The organism is Veillonella parvula (genome assembly GCF_032575955.1).
Lineage (GTDB): Bacteria > Bacillota > Negativicutes > Veillonellales > Veillonellaceae > Veillonella > Veillonella parvula_J.
In genome coordinates this window covers 570831-588128 of the sequence record NZ_JAWFXN010000001.1, presented here as the reverse complement: position 1 = coordinate 588128, position 17298 = coordinate 570831, and the positions used below count along the sequence as shown (strand labels likewise).

Annotated in this window: 18 protein-coding genes; all 18 read left to right on the top strand. The window is 37.0% G+C overall.

Translation table 11 applies throughout. The features are described 5' to 3' along the window. Positions 1-32 precede the first annotated feature (32 nt). The 18 genes from priA to E7L28_RS02630 all read left to right on the top strand — a co-directional run bounded on the left by priA (position 33) and on the right by E7L28_RS02630 (position 17293). Positions 33-2216 (top strand): replication restart helicase PriA, encoded by a 2184-nt coding sequence (gene priA, locus E7L28_RS02715; protein WP_316604005.1) that lies wholly within the window; start codon positions 33-35, stop codon positions 2214-2216. A 13-nt stretch (positions 2217-2229) separates the two neighbouring features. Continuing rightward, positions 2230-2718 carry a peptide deformylase gene (gene def / locus E7L28_RS02710; RefSeq protein WP_012864309.1) on the top strand — a complete coding sequence of 163 codons (489 nt, stop codon included), beginning with the start codon at positions 2230-2232 and terminating at the stop codon, positions 2716-2718. After that, a complete protein-coding gene (gene fmt / locus E7L28_RS02705) occupies positions 2711-3721 on the top strand; it encodes a methionyl-tRNA formyltransferase (protein WP_012864310.1) in 1011 nt (336 codons plus the stop codon). The genes def and fmt overlap by 8 nt, the downstream gene beginning before the upstream one ends. Then, on the top strand, positions 3705-4499 hold the full coding sequence (locus E7L28_RS02700; protein WP_316604004.1) for a DUF116 domain-containing protein: 795 nt from the start codon (positions 3705-3707) through the stop codon (positions 4497-4499). Before fmt ends, E7L28_RS02700 begins: the two co-directional genes overlap by 17 nt. After that, complete coding sequence (gene rsmB / locus E7L28_RS02695) at positions 4480-5835, top strand: 16S rRNA (cytosine(967)-C(5))-methyltransferase RsmB (RefSeq protein WP_316604003.1); 1356 nt, start codon at positions 4480-4482, stop codon at positions 5833-5835. The genes E7L28_RS02700 and rsmB overlap by 20 nt, the downstream gene beginning before the upstream one ends. Positions 5836-5853: 18 nt before the next feature. After that, positions 5854-6900, top strand: a complete 1047-nt coding sequence (gene rlmN / locus E7L28_RS02690; protein WP_316691837.1) for a dual-specificity RNA methyltransferase RlmN — start codon at positions 5854-5856, stop codon at positions 6898-6900. Then, on the top strand, positions 6893-7594 hold the full coding sequence (locus tag E7L28_RS02685; protein ID WP_004697417.1) for a Stp1/IreP family PP2C-type Ser/Thr phosphatase: 702 nt from the start codon (positions 6893-6895) through the stop codon (positions 7592-7594). Before rlmN ends, E7L28_RS02685 begins: the two co-directional genes overlap by 8 nt. 27 nt (positions 7595-7621) lie before the next feature. Continuing rightward, positions 7622-9547, top strand: coding sequence for a Stk1 family PASTA domain-containing Ser/Thr kinase (gene pknB / locus E7L28_RS02680; RefSeq protein WP_316691841.1), 1926 nt, complete (start codon positions 7622-7624; stop codon positions 9545-9547). Between the two features lie 8 nt (positions 9548-9555). Further along, on the top strand, positions 9556-10419 hold the full coding sequence (gene rsgA, locus E7L28_RS02675) for a ribosome small subunit-dependent GTPase A (RefSeq protein ID WP_278471524.1): 864 nt from the start codon (positions 9556-9558) through the stop codon (positions 10417-10419). A 1-nt stretch (position 10420) separates the two neighbouring features. Continuing rightward, positions 10421-11071, top strand: a complete 651-nt coding sequence (rpe, locus tag E7L28_RS02670; RefSeq protein ID WP_316101665.1) for a ribulose-phosphate 3-epimerase — start codon at positions 10421-10423, stop codon at positions 11069-11071. A gap of 253 nt (positions 11072-11324) precedes the next feature. Next, entirely contained in the window at positions 11325-12170 is an 846-nt protein-coding gene (gene rpsB, locus E7L28_RS02665) for a 30S ribosomal protein S2 (RefSeq protein ID WP_316603741.1), read from the top strand. A gap of 100 nt (positions 12171-12270) precedes the next feature. Next, positions 12271-12951 carry a translation elongation factor Ts gene (gene tsf, locus E7L28_RS02660; RefSeq protein ID WP_004695689.1) on the top strand — a complete coding sequence of 227 codons (681 nt, stop codon included), beginning with the start codon at positions 12271-12273 and terminating at the stop codon, positions 12949-12951. Positions 12952-13013: 62 nt separating this feature from the next. Beyond that, the gene (pyrH, locus tag E7L28_RS02655) at positions 13014-13739 is read left to right on the top strand and encodes a UMP kinase (RefSeq protein ID WP_004697414.1); all 726 of its coding nucleotides are present in this window, start codon (positions 13014-13016) and stop codon (positions 13737-13739) included. A gap of 5 nt (positions 13740-13744) precedes the next feature. Continuing rightward, positions 13745-14305 (top strand): ribosome recycling factor, encoded by a 561-nt coding sequence (gene frr, locus E7L28_RS02650; protein WP_008713847.1) that lies wholly within the window; start codon positions 13745-13747, stop codon positions 14303-14305. Continuing rightward, the gene (locus E7L28_RS02645; RefSeq protein ID WP_004697100.1) at positions 14305-14556 is read left to right on the top strand and encodes a hypothetical protein; all 252 of its coding nucleotides are present in this window, start codon (positions 14305-14307) and stop codon (positions 14554-14556) included. Before frr ends, E7L28_RS02645 begins: the two co-directional genes overlap by 1 nt. Next, on the top strand, positions 14537-15301 hold the full coding sequence (locus E7L28_RS02640; RefSeq protein WP_008713849.1) for an isoprenyl transferase: 765 nt from the start codon (positions 14537-14539) through the stop codon (positions 15299-15301). Before E7L28_RS02645 ends, E7L28_RS02640 begins: the two co-directional genes overlap by 20 nt. Before the next feature lie 3 nt (positions 15302-15304). Next, entirely contained in the window at positions 15305-16129 is an 825-nt protein-coding gene (locus tag E7L28_RS02635; protein WP_012864317.1) for a phosphatidate cytidylyltransferase, read from the top strand. A gap of 18 nt (positions 16130-16147) precedes the next feature. Further along, the gene (locus tag E7L28_RS02630; RefSeq protein WP_008713852.1) at positions 16148-17293 is read left to right on the top strand and encodes a 1-deoxy-D-xylulose-5-phosphate reductoisomerase; all 1146 of its coding nucleotides are present in this window, start codon (positions 16148-16150) and stop codon (positions 17291-17293) included. Positions 17294-17298 lie beyond the last annotated feature (5 nt).

The window sequence follows — 17298 nt, the reverse complement described above, 5'->3', positions numbered from 1 at the left end:
GACCTTTTATAATAAACGAAAGGAAATAATGTATGCGCGTAGCACAAGTTATAATTAACAGACCAGCCAAACAACTTCATAAATCTTTGAGCTATTTAATGCCTGAAAAGTTTGGTAATGTTTTGCCTGGTACGCGCGTACTCATTCCTTTAGGACATAGTCGTGAAGAAGGCATTCTTATTGGTTACGACGAGTTAGTTGAGCCACCAGAGTTCACTTTACGAAATATTGTGCAAGTATTAGATAGTGAACCTTGGTTTACACCGGAAATGATGGATACGGCCCGTCGTCTAAATGAGTATTATTTATTCTCTTATGGCGATGCATTGCGATTGTTTACAGTGAATAAGACATTAAAATCTTACGAGGCACCAAAGGAAGAATGGTTAGTAGTTATGCCAGAATTTTCGGTGGCACAATTTAGTGAACGGAAAAAGAAACAACGAGAATTAGCAAAATACTTACTTGAAGTGGGCGGAGCATCTAAGGCATTACTGCTAGCTAAAGGTTATTCTCGTATGGTCATTAAACAAGTGAGTGAAGCTAAAGGTATTGTCGTTGAAGCTCGTTTTAAAGCCACAAAAACAACATTTGATGAGCTTTTAACAGAAGAAGTTAATATTCCTCTTACTGAAGCTCAACAAGCTGTATATGGACCAATACAAGCTGCAATGAATAGCCATGAACATAAAACCTTTTTACTTCATGGTGTCACTGGTAGTGGTAAGACTCAATTATATTTACGTGCTACAGCAAAATGTATTAGTCAGGATAAGACGGCTATTATTTTAGTACCTGAAATTATATTGACTGATCAAATTGTGAGACGATTTGTAGAAACTTTTGGTGACGAAGTCGTAGTATTTCATAGTAAATTGACGGTACAACAACGGAACAATAATTGGGAGCGTTTGCGCCGTAAGGATAGTCACATTATTATTGGCGCTCGTTCTGCCGTATTTGCGCCAGCTGAGGATATCGGGCTTATTGTGGTCGATGAAGAACATGATCCATCTTATAAACAAGAGGATATGGTTCGATATCATGCACGTAACGTGGCATTGTGGCGTGCTGAGGCACATGGTTGTCCCGTTATTTTAGGCTCTGCTACACCATCTGTTACTTCGTACTATAAAGCTAAGCAAGGGGAGTATCATTTACTAGAGTTGACAAATCGCATTTTTGAGCAACCTATGCCGAAGGTTACTATAGTAGATATGAAGGAAGAAATTCTTCATGGAAATTACTCCGTTTTTTCTGATGCCATGAGTCGCTTAATTCAACATACATTGGATGAGCATAATCAAATGATTATTCTGTTAAATAGACGCGGTTATAGTACTTTTGTTATGTGCCGGGATTGTGGGGAAACTATTATGTGTCCTCATTGTGATGTAGCTATGGTTTATCACCAAGCTGGTGAAGAATTGCGTTGTCATTATTGTGAACATCATGAACCAATTCCAACTGTTTGTCCCAAATGTAATAGTAAGAGGATTAAGTTTTTTGGTTCAGGCACACAAAAGGTAGAGGAAGAGTTACGTCGTCACTTTAAATCGGCCCGCATTGCTCGTCTTGATCAAGATGTGACAAAAAATAAGCAATTAGCAGAAGATATTTTACATGACTTTGGGGCTCATAAATATGATATTTTGTTGGGAACACAAATGGTATCTAAAGGTCATGACTTTAAAGATGTAACAGCTGTTGGTATTTTAACAGCCGATTCAGTTTTGAATATTCCTGTTTATACAGCTTCAGAACGAACTTTTGATTTACTTACTCAAACCTCTGGACGTGCCGGTAGGGGTGAAAAACCGGGTAGCGTTGTAATACAAACATATAATCCTTTAAATTATGCTATAATAAAGAGTAAGGCTCATGATTATATAGGCTTTTACAATGAAGAAATTAAAAATCGTAAAGCTTTAGGATATCCTCCATTTCGCGAAATGATTCATATGGTAGTGCGTCATCAAGATATGAAAACATTAGAGTCTATAGCAAATCGTATTGTCGATGACTTGGAGTCTTATAAAGGAGATCAGGATATTTTGATTAATGGTCCTTATGAAGCGCCTATAAAAAAAGTGCGCGATATGTATCGTTTAGCTATTATGATTCGCGGTACAGATTTAACAAATTTGAAAGAATATATATATAACTCATGGATTTTCATGCAAGAAGGACTGCTGATTGACGTGGATCCCGTGTAGTGTAGGAGTATCAATGGCTGTATTAGATGTTGTGAAAGCAGGTCATCCCGTTTTAAAACAAGTGGCGGAACCTGTAGAACATGTTAATAAAAAACTTAGAGTCCTTATCGATGATATGGCTGAAACTATGTATAAGACTGAAGGAGTTGGTCTTGCAGCACCTCAAGTGGCTGTAGCTAAACGTATTATCGTTGTAGATGACCAATCTGGTAGTGGTCTTATTGCGCTAATTAACCCTGAAATCACTCATGCTGAAGGTTCTCAAGTTGGACCTGAAGGATGCTTAAGTGTGCCAGGATATTTCGGAGATGTGGAACGATTTAATAAAGTCACCGTTAAAGGTATTGATCCACATAATAAGAAGGTAACTATAAAAGCTGAAGGTTTTTTGGCGCGTATTTTCCAACATGAAATTGATCACTTGGAAGGGCATTTGTTTATTGAAAAAGCAACTAACTTACGATTAATTACTGATCATCCAGAGGAGAAAGAAATTGTCTGATAATAAACAATTACGCATCGTTTTTATGGGGACACCAGACTTTTCTGTGCCTACCTTAGAGGCTTTGATTCAAGCTGGTCATTCTATTGTCGGTGTGTATTGCCAGCCTGATAAACAAAAAGGGCGTGGTAAACAAGTTCAAATGCCCCCTGTAAAAGTAGCTGCTTTAGAGCATGACTTGCCTGTATATCAACCAGTCACTTTGCGTGATGAACAAGTGAGAGCCGAATTAGAAGCATTACAACCAGATGTAGTGATTGTTATTGCGTATGGTAAAATTTTACCTCCTTGGCTTATTCGATTGCCGCAATATGGTTGTATTAATGTTCATGCCTCTATTTTACCTAGTTATAGAGGCGCTGCGCCAATTCACTATGCAATTCTTAATGGAGACTCTAAAACGGGTGTTACCATAATGCATATGGATGATGGACTTGATACAGGTGATATCATCGACATTGTGGAGACAGATATTTTACCCGGTGAAACGACAGGACAGTTATTTGAACGTATAGCTGTACTGGGGGGTGAAACTATAGTACCTGTATTAACTCGTTGGGTTAATGGAGAAATTGTGGCTACACCACAAGATGATACAATGGCTACACATACTACTAAGATTACAAAGGAAATGGGGCAGATCGACTGGTCTAAGCCGGCTAATGAAATTGCAAACCTTATTAGAGGACTTAATCCAGCACCTGGATGTTATACATATCTCGATGGAAAACGTTTAAAAGTATGGTCTGGAGAAGTGGTTCCCAGTGATACGACTCACTGTTTGATTGATGTTCATGGTAAACATGTACCAATTGCTATATCAGCCACAACTGTGCCTGGTACAATCGTATCTAAAATAGCCGGTTTAGGTGTATTTTGTGGTGATGGAAATATAATTCTATTAACAGAAGTCCAACCAGAAAATAAAAAACGCATTTCTGCAATTGATTTTATAAATGGTCATCAAATAAAGGAAGGTATCGTTTTTGGGGACTCAATATAAGCAGTACGAAACGTATCCGTTATACTTGATTTTATCAACTATTACATGTGCTTTGCTCACAGCAGTACTAGCCTTTCTAATGTATATATTAGAACCAGGACTTTTACAATTGCATCCATTTGCATCAATTATAAGTAGTGTAGTTATATCTATACTTATTGCTATTATATGGATTTTGTGCTTATCTTTAATTGTTGCTAGCACAGGTATTATACGGTTACATCCTATTGTTTTAAGACTAGCCAATCAGTTTATTTATGGATTATTTCCATTAACTTTGGCGATTGGTAAGGTGAGAGGGGTTACTAAGGATCAACTCCGCCAGTCTATGATTGATTTAATCAATCATTTAGTAATGTTAGATATGTATACGGTAGATCCAGAACGTATATTATTATTAACTCCTCACTGTTTACAAGAAAGTTCGTGTGTTCATAAGGTTACACATGATGTATATAATTGTAAGCAGTGTGGGCGATGCCAGGTTGGTAATTTGTTGCAAGTGGCTAAGGACTATGGTTGTCAATTTATAGTTGTCACTGGAGGCACCTTAGCACGGATGAAGGTAAAGGAAGCACGCCCAAAAGCTATTGTAGCAATAGCTTGCGAACGAGATTTAGCAAGTGGAATGGCTGATGTATTTCCCATCCCAGTTATTGGGGTATTAAATGAACGTCCTAATGGGCCATGTTGTAATACAACAGTCGATTCTGAACGTGTTCGAGCAGTAGTAGAACAATTGATTGGTAGGAATAGCGATGACAGAAGTAAAGACTAATCAACAACAGAATATTCGCTTGCTCGCTGTAAAAGCATTAAGTGATATTAATCGCAATGGCGCCTATGCAAATATTAAGTTGCAAGAGTATTTACAGAAATATCATCTATCCGATTTAGATCGAAGATTCTTTACTGAACTTGTGTATGGAGTCATTCGTAGAAAAAATTATTTGGATGCTATTATTGTTTTCTTTGCAAAGCGCCCCTTAAAGAAACTATCTTCTATGGTTGTGGAAATTCTTAGACTTGGTATTTATCAAATTATCTATATGGATAAGGTTCCTGAAAGTGCGGCTGTTAACGAATCTGTTAAACTCGCCAAAAAGCTAACTAGAGGTTTATCTGGTTTTGTAAATGCTGTTTTACGTTCGGTTTTACGTGAAAGTGATAGCATTTCTATAGGTGAACTAGCTAAGTCCGAAGCTGAAGAAATTTCCTTTATTTACAATCAACCATTATGGCTTGTCAACTTATGGATAAAAGAAATGGGAAAAGATAAGACCGTAGATCTTTGTGCTTGGTTTAATGAACAACCTCGTTTGACGGCTCGCATAAATACAGTGAAAGTATCTATTGAGGATTGTTTAAAAGAATTAGAAGATTTAGATTGGATTGTAGAACAGGATACATATATTCCTGAAGTAGTTTATATTGATGGACATCAAGGTCATTTAGAAAAAGCCAAACCTGTTTTAGATGGTCATATTACTTTTATGGATAAAGCATCTATGTTAGTAGCTCATGTGGTGGATCCTCAACCAGGAGAGCGTATCTTAGACTGTTGTGCTGCACCAGGTGGCAAGTCTATGCATATGGCAAGTCTTATGAACAATACAGGAGCTATTATGAGTTGTGATATTTACGACCATAAATTAGAACTGATTAATCAAAATGCTGAGCGATTAGGTGTATCTATTATTTCTACTAAGCTTCAAGATGGTCGTTATCTACCTGATAATTGGAAAGAACAATTTGATCGCGTCTTAGTTGATGCTCCTTGTTCTGGTCTAGGTATATTACAAAAGAAATTAGATATGCGTTGGCGTAAAACAGAGTCTTTACTTATTGAGTTGCCGCCGTTACAGCTTGAAATATTAGAAAAAACTTCTGAAATGGTTAAGGTTAATGGATATTTAGTATATTCCACATGTACTATGAATAGTGGTGAAAATGAAGCTGTTCTAAATAAATTCTTGGCAATTCATAAGAACTTTATCATAGATCCTGTATCATATAAAGGGGCACCACAAGCTATAGATGGTATGATTACAACCTATCCACCGCGAGATCATATGGATGGTTTCTTTATGGCTCGCATGAAACGCTTATCATAATATAAGAAATGGAGCACCATGATAGAATTATTGGGTAAGTCTTTAGAAGAATTACAATCTATCTTTAAGACCCATAATATACAAAAGTTTCGAGCGAAACAGTTATTTGACTATATCTATCATAGATATATTTTTGATTTTGAAGACATGACACAATTTCCGAAAGACTTGCGTCAATGGCTAAATGATAATTGTGTTATTTCTTTACCTACATTAATTACAGAGTCTATTGCCCCTGATGGAAAGACTCGCAAAATTCTTGTAGAGATGACAGATCAAAGTCGTGTGGAAGCAGTTTTGATGGAGCAACACTATGGGTATTCTGTATGTGTTTCCTCTCAAGTGGGGTGTGCTATGGGATGTGTATTCTGTGCTTCTACACAAGGTGGCTTATACAGAGATTTAACAGTCGCTGAGATTATTGGACAAGTTGTCATATTTGGGGCTCTTACTAAAGAGGAAATACATTCTGTTGTCGTTATGGGCGCAGGGGAGCCGTTACAAAATTATGATAATGTATTACAAGCATTACAACTACTACATGATCCTATGATTTGTAATATTAGTTATCGTAAGATGACTATTTCCACTTGTGGTTGGGTTCCTAATATTTATAAATTAGCTGATGAAGGTTTGCCAATAACCTTAGCACTTTCATTACATGCTACAAATAATGAAGTTCGTCGTAGTATTATGCCCGTTGGGGCACGTTATGAATTGACGGAAGTCTTAGATGCGGTAAAATACTATTATAATACGACACAGCGTCGTGTTACCTTTGAGTATATTCTTATAGATTCTGTAAATGCATCTATGGATGAGGCTCATGCTTTGGGGAAAATCTATAAAGTTTTCCCAAATTGTCATGTTAACTTGATCCCAGTTAATGGCAATGAACATATTGAATTATATAAACCATCTATTACGAATATGAATACATTTAAAGACATCGTCAGTTCCTATGGTGTATCAGTAACGGTACGAAAGGAAATGGGCGATGCAATCCAAGCCGCATGTGGGCAGTTAAAGGCTGCTCATGGTCGGAAAAAGGAGAATCATGAATAATTTTGTTGGTTTAAGTAAAATTGGGCTTGTGCGCCAGCGTAACGAGGACCGTTTCTTCATTGATGGCCATATTTGTGCTGTTACTGATGGCATGGGTGGTTATAGCGGTGGTGAAATTGCAAGTACCTATGCTGTAGATGAAATAAAAGAATATTTGTCCTCCCTTGAAACGATAGGTCAACAAGACTTATGTGATGCTATTATTCACGCTAATCAACGTATTGTAAATCGCGTTGCTTGTGAAGAACGTCTTGCTGGTATGGGTACTACCGCTGTAGTTACAGCTATAAATGGTAATCAACTTTACTGGGCAAGTGTTGGTGATAGTCGTTTGTATGTATATAGAGATGGTCATTTACGACAAATTACTACGGATCATTCTATGGTACAAGAATTATTAACAGCTGGAGAGATTACAAAGGATGAAATGCTAAATCACCCTCAACGGAATTTATTAACTCGCGCAGTTGGTGTTGATGAAATCTTAGAGGTTGATAGTGGCGTAGAATCTATTCTTCCCGGTGATCGTATTTTACTTTGCACTGATGGATTAAGTGGCTATGTATCCGATGATGTAATTGCCTCTGCATTACAATCAACGGATGATGATATGTTGGTTATTGAATCATTGATGGAAGCTGTATATGAAGTCGGAGCAGGAGATAATGTGACCATTGTGGTGGGAACAATCTAATCTAGAAATGGAGAAATAATGAGTACTATGAATATAAAAGGCATACTTCTAGATAACCGCTACCGAATTGTTGATAAAATTGGCGTTGGTGGAATGGCTGATGTATACCTTGGAGAAGATACCTTACTAGGTAGACAAGTAGCAATAAAAGTATTGCATGCTAATTTTGCAAATGATGATGAATTTGTGACTCGATTTAAACGAGAAGCACAAGCGGCAGGTAAATTAAATCATCCAAATATTGTAAATATGTATGATGTAGGTTTTGATCAAAATCTACATTACATTGTCATGGAATATGTAGATGGTGAAACCTTAAAAAAATATATAACTCGTCATGGAAGACTGTCCATAGATGAGGCTGTTAAATTTACTATCGCCATAGCTGAAGGCTTAGAACACGCGCATACAATGGGCATTGTTCATTGTGATATAAAGCCACATAATGTTATTATTACCAATACGGGGCGCGTTAAAGTAACTGATTTCGGTATTGCTCGTGCAATAAATGCAACTAACACAGTTATGTATACGAATTCGATTTTGGGTTCAGCACACTATTTATCACCAGAGCAAGCTAGTGGTAAACCGGTAGACGGCAATACAGATATCTATTCATTGGGTGTTGTATTGTATGAAATGCTTACAGGTCGTGTACCATTTGAAGGGGAAACACCAATTGCGGTAGCATTAAAACATGTTCGTGAGAAGGTAGAACCTCCAACACGATATAATCCATCAATTCCTCCGCTTTTAGAAGCTGTTGTTATGAAAGCATTATCTAAAAATCCTGCTGATCGATTTGATTCTATCTCTGATATGATCAATGATTTGCGATTATCTCAAGGTTTTACGATGGGCAAAACACAACGTCATGAACCATATGACTTTGCTACACAAATGATTCCTGCTGTTGATCCTGAAGCACTTGAAGATCTTAGTACGATTCAAGAAGAACGAAAAGAAGAGGGTAAAAAGAAGAGTATGTTAAGTAAAATTGCATCGATTCCACAAAAATACATCGTTCTAGGTGCTGCTGTCATTTTCTTAGTAGCATTTTTAGGTGCTTTCTTAAGCTACGGTAATTTCTGGAGTAATACAACAGTAGATGTACCTAATGTGGTAGGCAAACAAGTTTCTGTAGCAAAAAATATCTTAGAAGATAAACATTTGCGTGTGTCTACAAGTGAAGTCACAAATCCAGATGTGCCAGCTGGTCAAGTTATTTCTCAAACTCCTGGGGCTGGAGAGAAGGTTAAAGAGCAACGAACAATCCATCTTGTGGTTTCTAAAGGTGTAGGCGATATTACGGTGCCAGATTTAACTGATTTAACTGTGGATCAAGCCCGTCAACGACTTAAAGATTTAGGTTTAGTTGTGGGGAAAATAACACAGCAATCTGTAGATGGTAAAAAAGATGGTGTAATCATTGCTCAGAGTCCTTCCGGAGATTCTAAAGTGTCTAAAGGGACAACAATTGATCTCGTTGTAAATAAAGCGAAGGCTAAGAAAGTCAAAGTACCTAATCTTGTTGGTATGACATTAAAAGATGCTCGTGATACATTGAGTAATATTCAACTAGGTGTAAACCAAGTATCTGGATCTGTGGAAGAAAAATCTGTGGTTATAGAGCAAAGCATTAAAGCTGGCGATGAAATTGACGAAGGCTCCACATTAAATCTTACGACTGAGTTCAAAGATGATAAAAAGAAATCTGATAAAAAAGATGGAAACAGTGGTAATAAAACAACTGGTACTATAGATGTTACTGTACCAGCTGGTTCTAAAAATCAAGAACTTAAAATTGTCGTAAAAGATGATGAAGGTTCCGCAGTAATTTATGATGATACCAATAAACCTGGAGATCGTATTGTTCGAAAAGTGTCCGGTGTAGGTAATGTACGTATTGAGGTGTACCTCAATGGTGCATTAGTGCAAGAAACTGCATTATAAGAGGTACTATGATTACAGGCATTGTTGTCAAAAATATGAATGGGTACTTTTATGTACAAGATGATACGGGCACCATTCATGAATGTAAGGTTCGTGGTAGACTTAAGAAAGGTCGTTATAGTTTACTTGTGGGTGACCGCGTTACGATTTCGGAGGATGGGTTCGTTGAATCCATCCATGGACGTCATAATTCGATGGTACGTCCAGCAGTAGCGAATATTGACCAAGTTGTATTAGTTGTGGCTGCCCATGAACCAGATATTAATGAGCTATTACTTAATAAAATGCTCGTTATGATTGAACATGCGGATATACCTATCGTGCTATGTATCAATAAATGTGACCTGATGGATTCAGAGACGAAAACTATGGTTGATCTTTATAAATCAATTGGTTATAAGGTTTTGATGACATCCACATATAATATGACAGGCATCGATGATTTACGTCATGTGCTTCAACATAAGGTAACAGCTTTTGCAGGTCCATCTGGTGTTGGTAAGAGTAGCCTTTTAAACGCAGTAGACCCAAAATTCGCCTTCCAGACTGGGGAGGTAAGTGATAAGATTAAACGTGGCAAACATACTACTCGTCACGCTTCTTTATATAGTTTAGATGCAGATTCTTTTATCATGGATACACCTGGATTTAGTGCTATTGAATTTAATGATGTTTCCCTTGAAAGATTGCCTACATTATTCCCAGAATTTGGTGAATATGTTGATACTTGTAAATTTAGTCCTTGCTATCATGAACATGAACCCATTTGTGGGATTAAAGCTGCTCTAGAAGCTGGTCATATTCATCAAGGACGATATGATGCTTATATGTCTATACGTAATGATATAGAAAGTCAACGAAAGAGGTTTTAATATGATAAAAATTGCACCATCTATGCTTTCCGCAAATTTTGCGGTGTTAAGCGAGGAATTAAAATCTATTGAAGCAGCGGGGGCTGATTTATTACATATCGACATCATGGATGGACACTTTGTTCCTAATCTAACCTTTGGTGCTCCCATTGTGAAAGCCATTCGTCCATATACAAAATTACCATTTGATGTGCATTTGATGGTTACTAATCCTGGTGATTATGTAGAAGAATTTGCAAAAATTGGTGTAGAATATTTTACTTTTCATCAAGAAACTGTACCTCATATGCATCGTTTGATTCAACATATCAAGCAGTGTGGGATGAAGGCTGGTGTAGCATTGAATCCTAGTACACCTGTATCTCTACTAGAAGATGTAGCTGCAGATTTAGATATGATTTTAATTATGTCTGTGAATCCAGGATTTGGAGGACAATCTTTTATTAAGAATGCCATAAAAAAAGTTAAACAAGCTAAGATATTGTTAGAAGAAGTAGACAATTCAACGGCAGTCATTGAGGTGGACGGTGGTATTAACGATATTACTTGTGTACCGATTAAAAGAGCGGGGGCTACAGTTTTAGTTGCTGGTTCTGCAGTATTTGGTGCTGAAAATCGTGCAAGTATGATTGAATCCATTCGCAATAATTAAATAAATATTTTCATAATATTCTATAATTCAAATTTGAACATAAGATCGTACATCAATAAGAAAGAGAATGTATTTAAAATAAGGAGTGAGGAATACTTAAAGAATTCCTCACTCCTTGCTTGCTTTTGCCATGATTTTTTGTTAGAATTATTAGGTATAAAAAATATGCACGTCAGTGGACTTCGGTACTGTGCCTAATTTTGGGTGACCCGAAGGATGAAGCGGCGGAGGTTAATTAACAGGAGGTGCCACAATGGCAGTAGTATCAATGAAACAATTATTAGAGGCTGGTGTACACTTTGGTCATCAGACTAGAAGATGGAACCCTAAAATGGCTAAATTCATCTTCACTGAACGCAATGGTATTTATATCATTGATTTGTCTAAAACAGTTAAAAAAGTAGAAGAAGCTTACAATTTCTTGCGTGAAGTTGCTTCCCAAGGCGAAGTAATCTTGTTCGTAGGTACTAAAAAACAAGCTCAAGAAGCTATTAAAGAAGAAGCTATCCGTGCTAATATGTTCTTCGTTAACGAACGTTGGTTGGGCGGTATGTTGACTAATTTCAAAACAATTGAAACTCGTATTAAACGTTTAAAACAATTGGAAGCTATGGCAGAAGACGGTACTTTCGAAGTATTGCCTAAAAAAGAAGTTATCGGTCTTCGTCATGAAATGGATAAATTGGAAAAATACCTTGGCGGTATCAAAGATATGCCTAAAATGCCAGGTGCTCTTTTCGTAGTAGATCCTAAAAAAGAAAAAATCGCAATTGCAGAAGCTAAAAAATTGGGTATTCCTGTAGTTGCAACAGTTGACACTAACTCCGACCCAGACGAAGTTGATTTCCCAATCCCAGCAAATGATGACGCTATTCGCGCTGTTAAATTGTTGGCTGGTAAAATGGCTGACGCTGTTCTTGAAGGTCGTCAAGGCGAATCCTTCGAAGAAAATGTGGCCGTGAAAGCTGGTACAAATAAAGTTGTTGATGTTGCGTATGCAAAACGTGAAGCGGAAGAAGGCATGAGTGTTAAAGCGCAAAAAGCTGTAGATCATATGGTTGCAGATTCTGCTCAAATGGTTCAAGATGGTCGTGCTTAATTAATATATTTGATTAGCATTTGAAAGATAAATCTATAACATATATAATTGGGGTAAGGACTATATCCTTACCTTAATTAATACTAGGAGGAACAAAATAATGGCAATTACTGCTGCTTTGGTAAAAGAATTGCGCGACATGACTGGCGCAGGTATGATGGACGCTAAAAAAGCATTGGTTGAAACTGACGGTAATATCGATAAAGCGGTTGACCTTCTTCGTGAAAAAGGTTTGGCTGCGGCAGCTAAAAAAGCTGGTCGTATTGCAGCTGAAGGTGTAGTACAATCCTACATTCATGCTGGTGGTCGTATCGGTGTTTTAGTGGAAGTTAACTGTGAAACTGACTTTGTTGCAAAAACTGATGATTTCCAAAATTTAGCACGCGACATCGCAATGCAAATTGCAGCTGTAAATCCTACATACTTGAACCGTGAAGAAGTTCCTACTGAAGTAATTGAACACGAAAAACAAGTATTATTGGAACAAGCTAAAGTAGAAGCTGAAGAAGACGTTAAAGCTGGTCGTAAACCAAAACCTGAAGCTGTTTTAGAAAAAATGGTTGCTGGCCGTATCGAAAAATTCTATAAAGAAAATTGCCTATTAGAACAAGTATTCATTAAAGATGGTGATAAAACTGTTACAGACATCATTAATGAAAGTATTGCAAAAATCGGTGAAAACATCAACGTACGTCGTTTTGTTCGCTATGGTTTAGGTGAAGGCATTGAAAAACGCCAAGATGACTTCGTAGCAGAAGTAATGGCATCTGTTGGTAAATAATTAATAAACAATAAGAGAACACCGTACAGTGTTCTCTTATTTTGCAATAGAGGAGTAAAAATATGGCAAAAAGAAACTTTCGACGTATTGTTTTAAAGTTGAGTGGTGAAGCATTAGCAGGTGAACAAGGTTTTGGTATTAATCCTGATGTTGTCGAAGAATTTGCAAAAGAAATTGCTGCTTTAGCAAAATCCACTGATTTAGAAATCGCAATTGTTGTTGGTGGTGGTAACCTATGGAGAGGTTTAGCTGGTAGCAATCAAGGTATGGATCGTGCTACTGCTGACTATATGGGAATGCTTGCAACAGTGATGAACTCCTTAGCATTGCAAGATGCATTAGAACAAGCTGGTGTAGATACACGTGTACAAACGGCTATCGAAATGCAAGAAATTGCAGAACCTTATATTCGTCGTCGCGCTATTCGTCATTTAGAAAAAAAACGTATCGTTATCTTCGGTGCTGGCCTTGGTAAACCTTACTTCTCTACAGATACAACAGCTGCATTACGGGCCGCTGAAATTGAAGCCGATGCTATTTTAATGGCAAAGAAATTTGCAGATGGCGTATATGATTCTGACCCTAAGACAAATCCTAATGCTGTTAAATTTGATGAATTAACATATAACGAGATTATCACAAAAGAATTAAAAGTAATGGATGCTACATCTACAACTTTATGTAAAGATAACAATATTCCTATTATTGTATTTAGCATGGATATTCCTGGTAATATTACAAAAGCTGCTAAAGGTGAAGAAATAGGGACCATTGTTCGAGGAGAATAATTCATATGGAAATTAAAGAATTGTTACAACAAGCAGAAGACCGCATGAATAAGTCTATTGAGGCTTTAAAACATGAATTCGCATCTATTCGTACAGGCCGTGCTAGTGTAGCACTACTTGATAAAGTAATGGTTGATTACTATGGAAGTCCATCACCCATTAATCAAGTTGCGAATATCTCCGTGCCTGAACCTCGCATGATTGTGATTGCACCTTGGGATAAAACAATGATTGGTGCTATTGAAAAAGCAATTTTACAATCTGATTTAGGTTTGAACCCTGGTAATGATGGTGCACAAATTCGTTTAAGTATTCCTCAATTAACTGAGGAACGTCGTAAAGAAATCGTTAAAGTAGTTCATAAAAAGGCTGAAGATGCAAAAGTTGCAGTGCGCAACATTCGTCGCGATGTAAATGAAGCATTAAAAAAAGAAGAGAAAGCTAAAACGATTACTGAAGATGATGCTAAAGACGGTTTAGATCAAATCCAAAAGCTTACCGATGCTAAAGTTAAGCAAATCGATGAGTTAAAAGTAGTAAAAGAAAAGGACGTATTAGAAGTATAATGTTTGATTCTAATAGCCTTATTGGAATACCATGGCAGCTTGCAAAGTCTCGTTTGCAGGCTGCCCATATTCCTTTTAAGGTAATGATTGGTGGATCCTTTAATCGCTTCTTTGAAATTTCAGATAAAGGATTTTATGTGGCACGTATTACAAAGGTTGATGAGTGCTTACATATACTACTATATAGACCAATGATTGCCAGCGACTTCGGAAATTCTATCGAGGTAGACTATGCTAAAGAAATTATTTAACCGTAAACGTTCTGATACGCCTGTCATTGATCGTAATATAATTCCACAACATGTTGCTATTATTATGGATGGTAATGGACGATGGGCTAAACGCAGAGGCATGCCGCGCTCCATGGGGCATCGTGCTGGTGCAGATGTATTAAAAGAAATTGTTATGGCCGCAGATGAGATCGGAATTAGAGCTCTTACGGTATATGGTTTCTCCACGGAGAACTGGAAACGTCCTGAACAGGAAGTTTCTTTACTTATGTCTCTCATAAAAGAATACTTAAATAATAATGTTAAGTATATGCATGAACATAATGTACGCATTCGATTTATTGGTTTTATTGGAGGGCTTTCAGAAAACCTACAAAAAATCATTCAAGATGCAGAATTATTAACTCAGAATAATACAGGCCTCACATTACAGTTAGCGATTAACTATGGTGGGCGTGATGAAATAGTTAGAACTATCCGCGACATTGTAAAATCCGTTGCGGATGGCGTTATTACAATGGACAAAATTACTGAAGAATATGTAAGTTCTCAATTATTCACTAAAGAGTTTAGTGATGTAGATTTATTAATTCGTCCTAGTAGTGATTTTAGAATTAGTAATTTTTTGTTATGGCAACTAGCGTATGCTGAATTTTGGTTTACCGATTTGCATTGGCCAGATTTTACTAAGGAAACTTTACTTGAAGCTGTGGCGGCATATCAGAAACGAGAACGCCGATTTGGTGGCTTATGTGATGAGGAATAAAAAATGTTAAAAACACGTGTTATTACCGCTGTTATTGGTTTTATTATTGCCTTAGGGGCCATTACATTTGGTGGATTAGTATATGATGTGCTAATTACACTTTTAGCTTTATTAGGGTGGCGTGAGTTTGTATTACTTGGTAAAGCTAAACGTGTTCGGATATCCATTATATGGGGATATATTAGCATTTTATTGCTAATGATTGCTCTTGCATGTCATCAGTATATTATAGCTATAGCTATTTTAGTATTAAGTTTATTTGCCAATTATATGTTGTGTACATTTGGTGAAAGTAAGTACTCGATGTCTAGTGTATCCTTTAGTGTATTTGGTTTATTATATATTGGTATGGGTATGACTTCATTACTCTTGATTCGTCATGACTCAATTTACATGGATTTATCAATGCCTTTTGAACTATATAACTGGGGCACTATTACACTTTGGTTATTATTGTTTACTACTTGGGCTAGCGATACCTTTGCATACTTTTCAGGTCGAGCTTTTGGTAAACGTAAAATAGTACCATCCATTAGTCCTAATAAAACACTAGAAGGTTTTATTGGTGGATTTATCGGCTGTATCCTTACAGGTGCAGTATTTTCGTATATCGTTGGCATTCCTTGGTGGATGGGAATCCATGTAGGTATGATTAGCGGTATATTAGCACCATTAGGTGATTTGTTTGAATCAAAGATTAAACGACTATGTAATGTAAAAGATTCTGGTACATTATTACCAGGTCATGGCGGTGTATTGGATCGCTTTGATAGTTTATTATTTGCGGCTCCCATTACATTAGTATATATATTGCTATTTTCGTACTAATTTTATAGAGGTACACTTATGAAATACCTAAGTATTATCGGCAGTACTGGCTCAATCGGTACACAGACGCTTGATGTGGTGTCTCAACATCCAGATCAATTCAAGGTGGTTGCCTTAGTGGCACATCATAATATTGACCTCTTAGAACATCAGATTAAAGAATATAAACCTTTGGTGGCTGGTCTTGTAGATGAAGGTGCTTTTAAAGAATTACAAGCACGCTATACAGGTCCTACAAAATTGATAGGTGGTAAGGAAGCCCTCATTGCAGCAGCTACAATTCAAGAAGCAACAATGATTGTTACTGCTATTGTAGGTGCTGCGGGAATTGAGCCTACAGTGGAAGCTATAAAACAAGGGAAGACTATAGGTCTTGCTAATAAAGAAACTCTTGTTGCTGGAGGTCCATTAATTACGGCTTTAGCTAAAGAACATGGCGTGCAAATCCTACCTATCGATAGTGAACATAGTGCTATATTTCAGTGCTTAGAAGGACAGAAACGTGACAATGTTGATTCTTTAATTGTCACTGCTTCTGGTGGACCTTTACGCACATGGGATTCTAGTAAAATTCAAACTGCAACTGCTGCAGATTGTTTGCGACATCCTACCTGGAATATGGGTAATAAAATAACTATAGACTCTGCCTCTTTATTCAATAAAGGCTTAGAGGTAATAGAAGCTCATTGGTTATTTGGTTTTGATTTTGATCATATTGATGTAGTAGTACATCCTCAAAGTATTGTTCATTCTATGATACGTATGAAGGATGGTGCGATATTAGCGCAAATGGGTAATCCAGATATGCGCGAGCCCATTCAATATGCTTTGACGTATCCCAAACGTGAAGTTTTAAGTATGAATCATCTTGATTTTAGTCAAGCACTACAATTGGAGTTTTTACCTCCACGGTATGACGATTTTCCTGCACTTCGACTTGCGTATGAGGTGGGACGTGCTAGTGGATTTAAACCTGCTGTATTTAATGCAGCTAATGAAACGGCAGTATATGCCTTTTTAGAAGATAAAATCGCCTTTGGTGATATTTATAAAGTCGTTACTTCTGTTCTTGAATCTATGGGACCAGAAGATGATTTTACATTAGATAATTTATTATCCATCGATAGATGGGCCCGTGAAAAGGCAACATCGTTGATGTTATAGGAGAA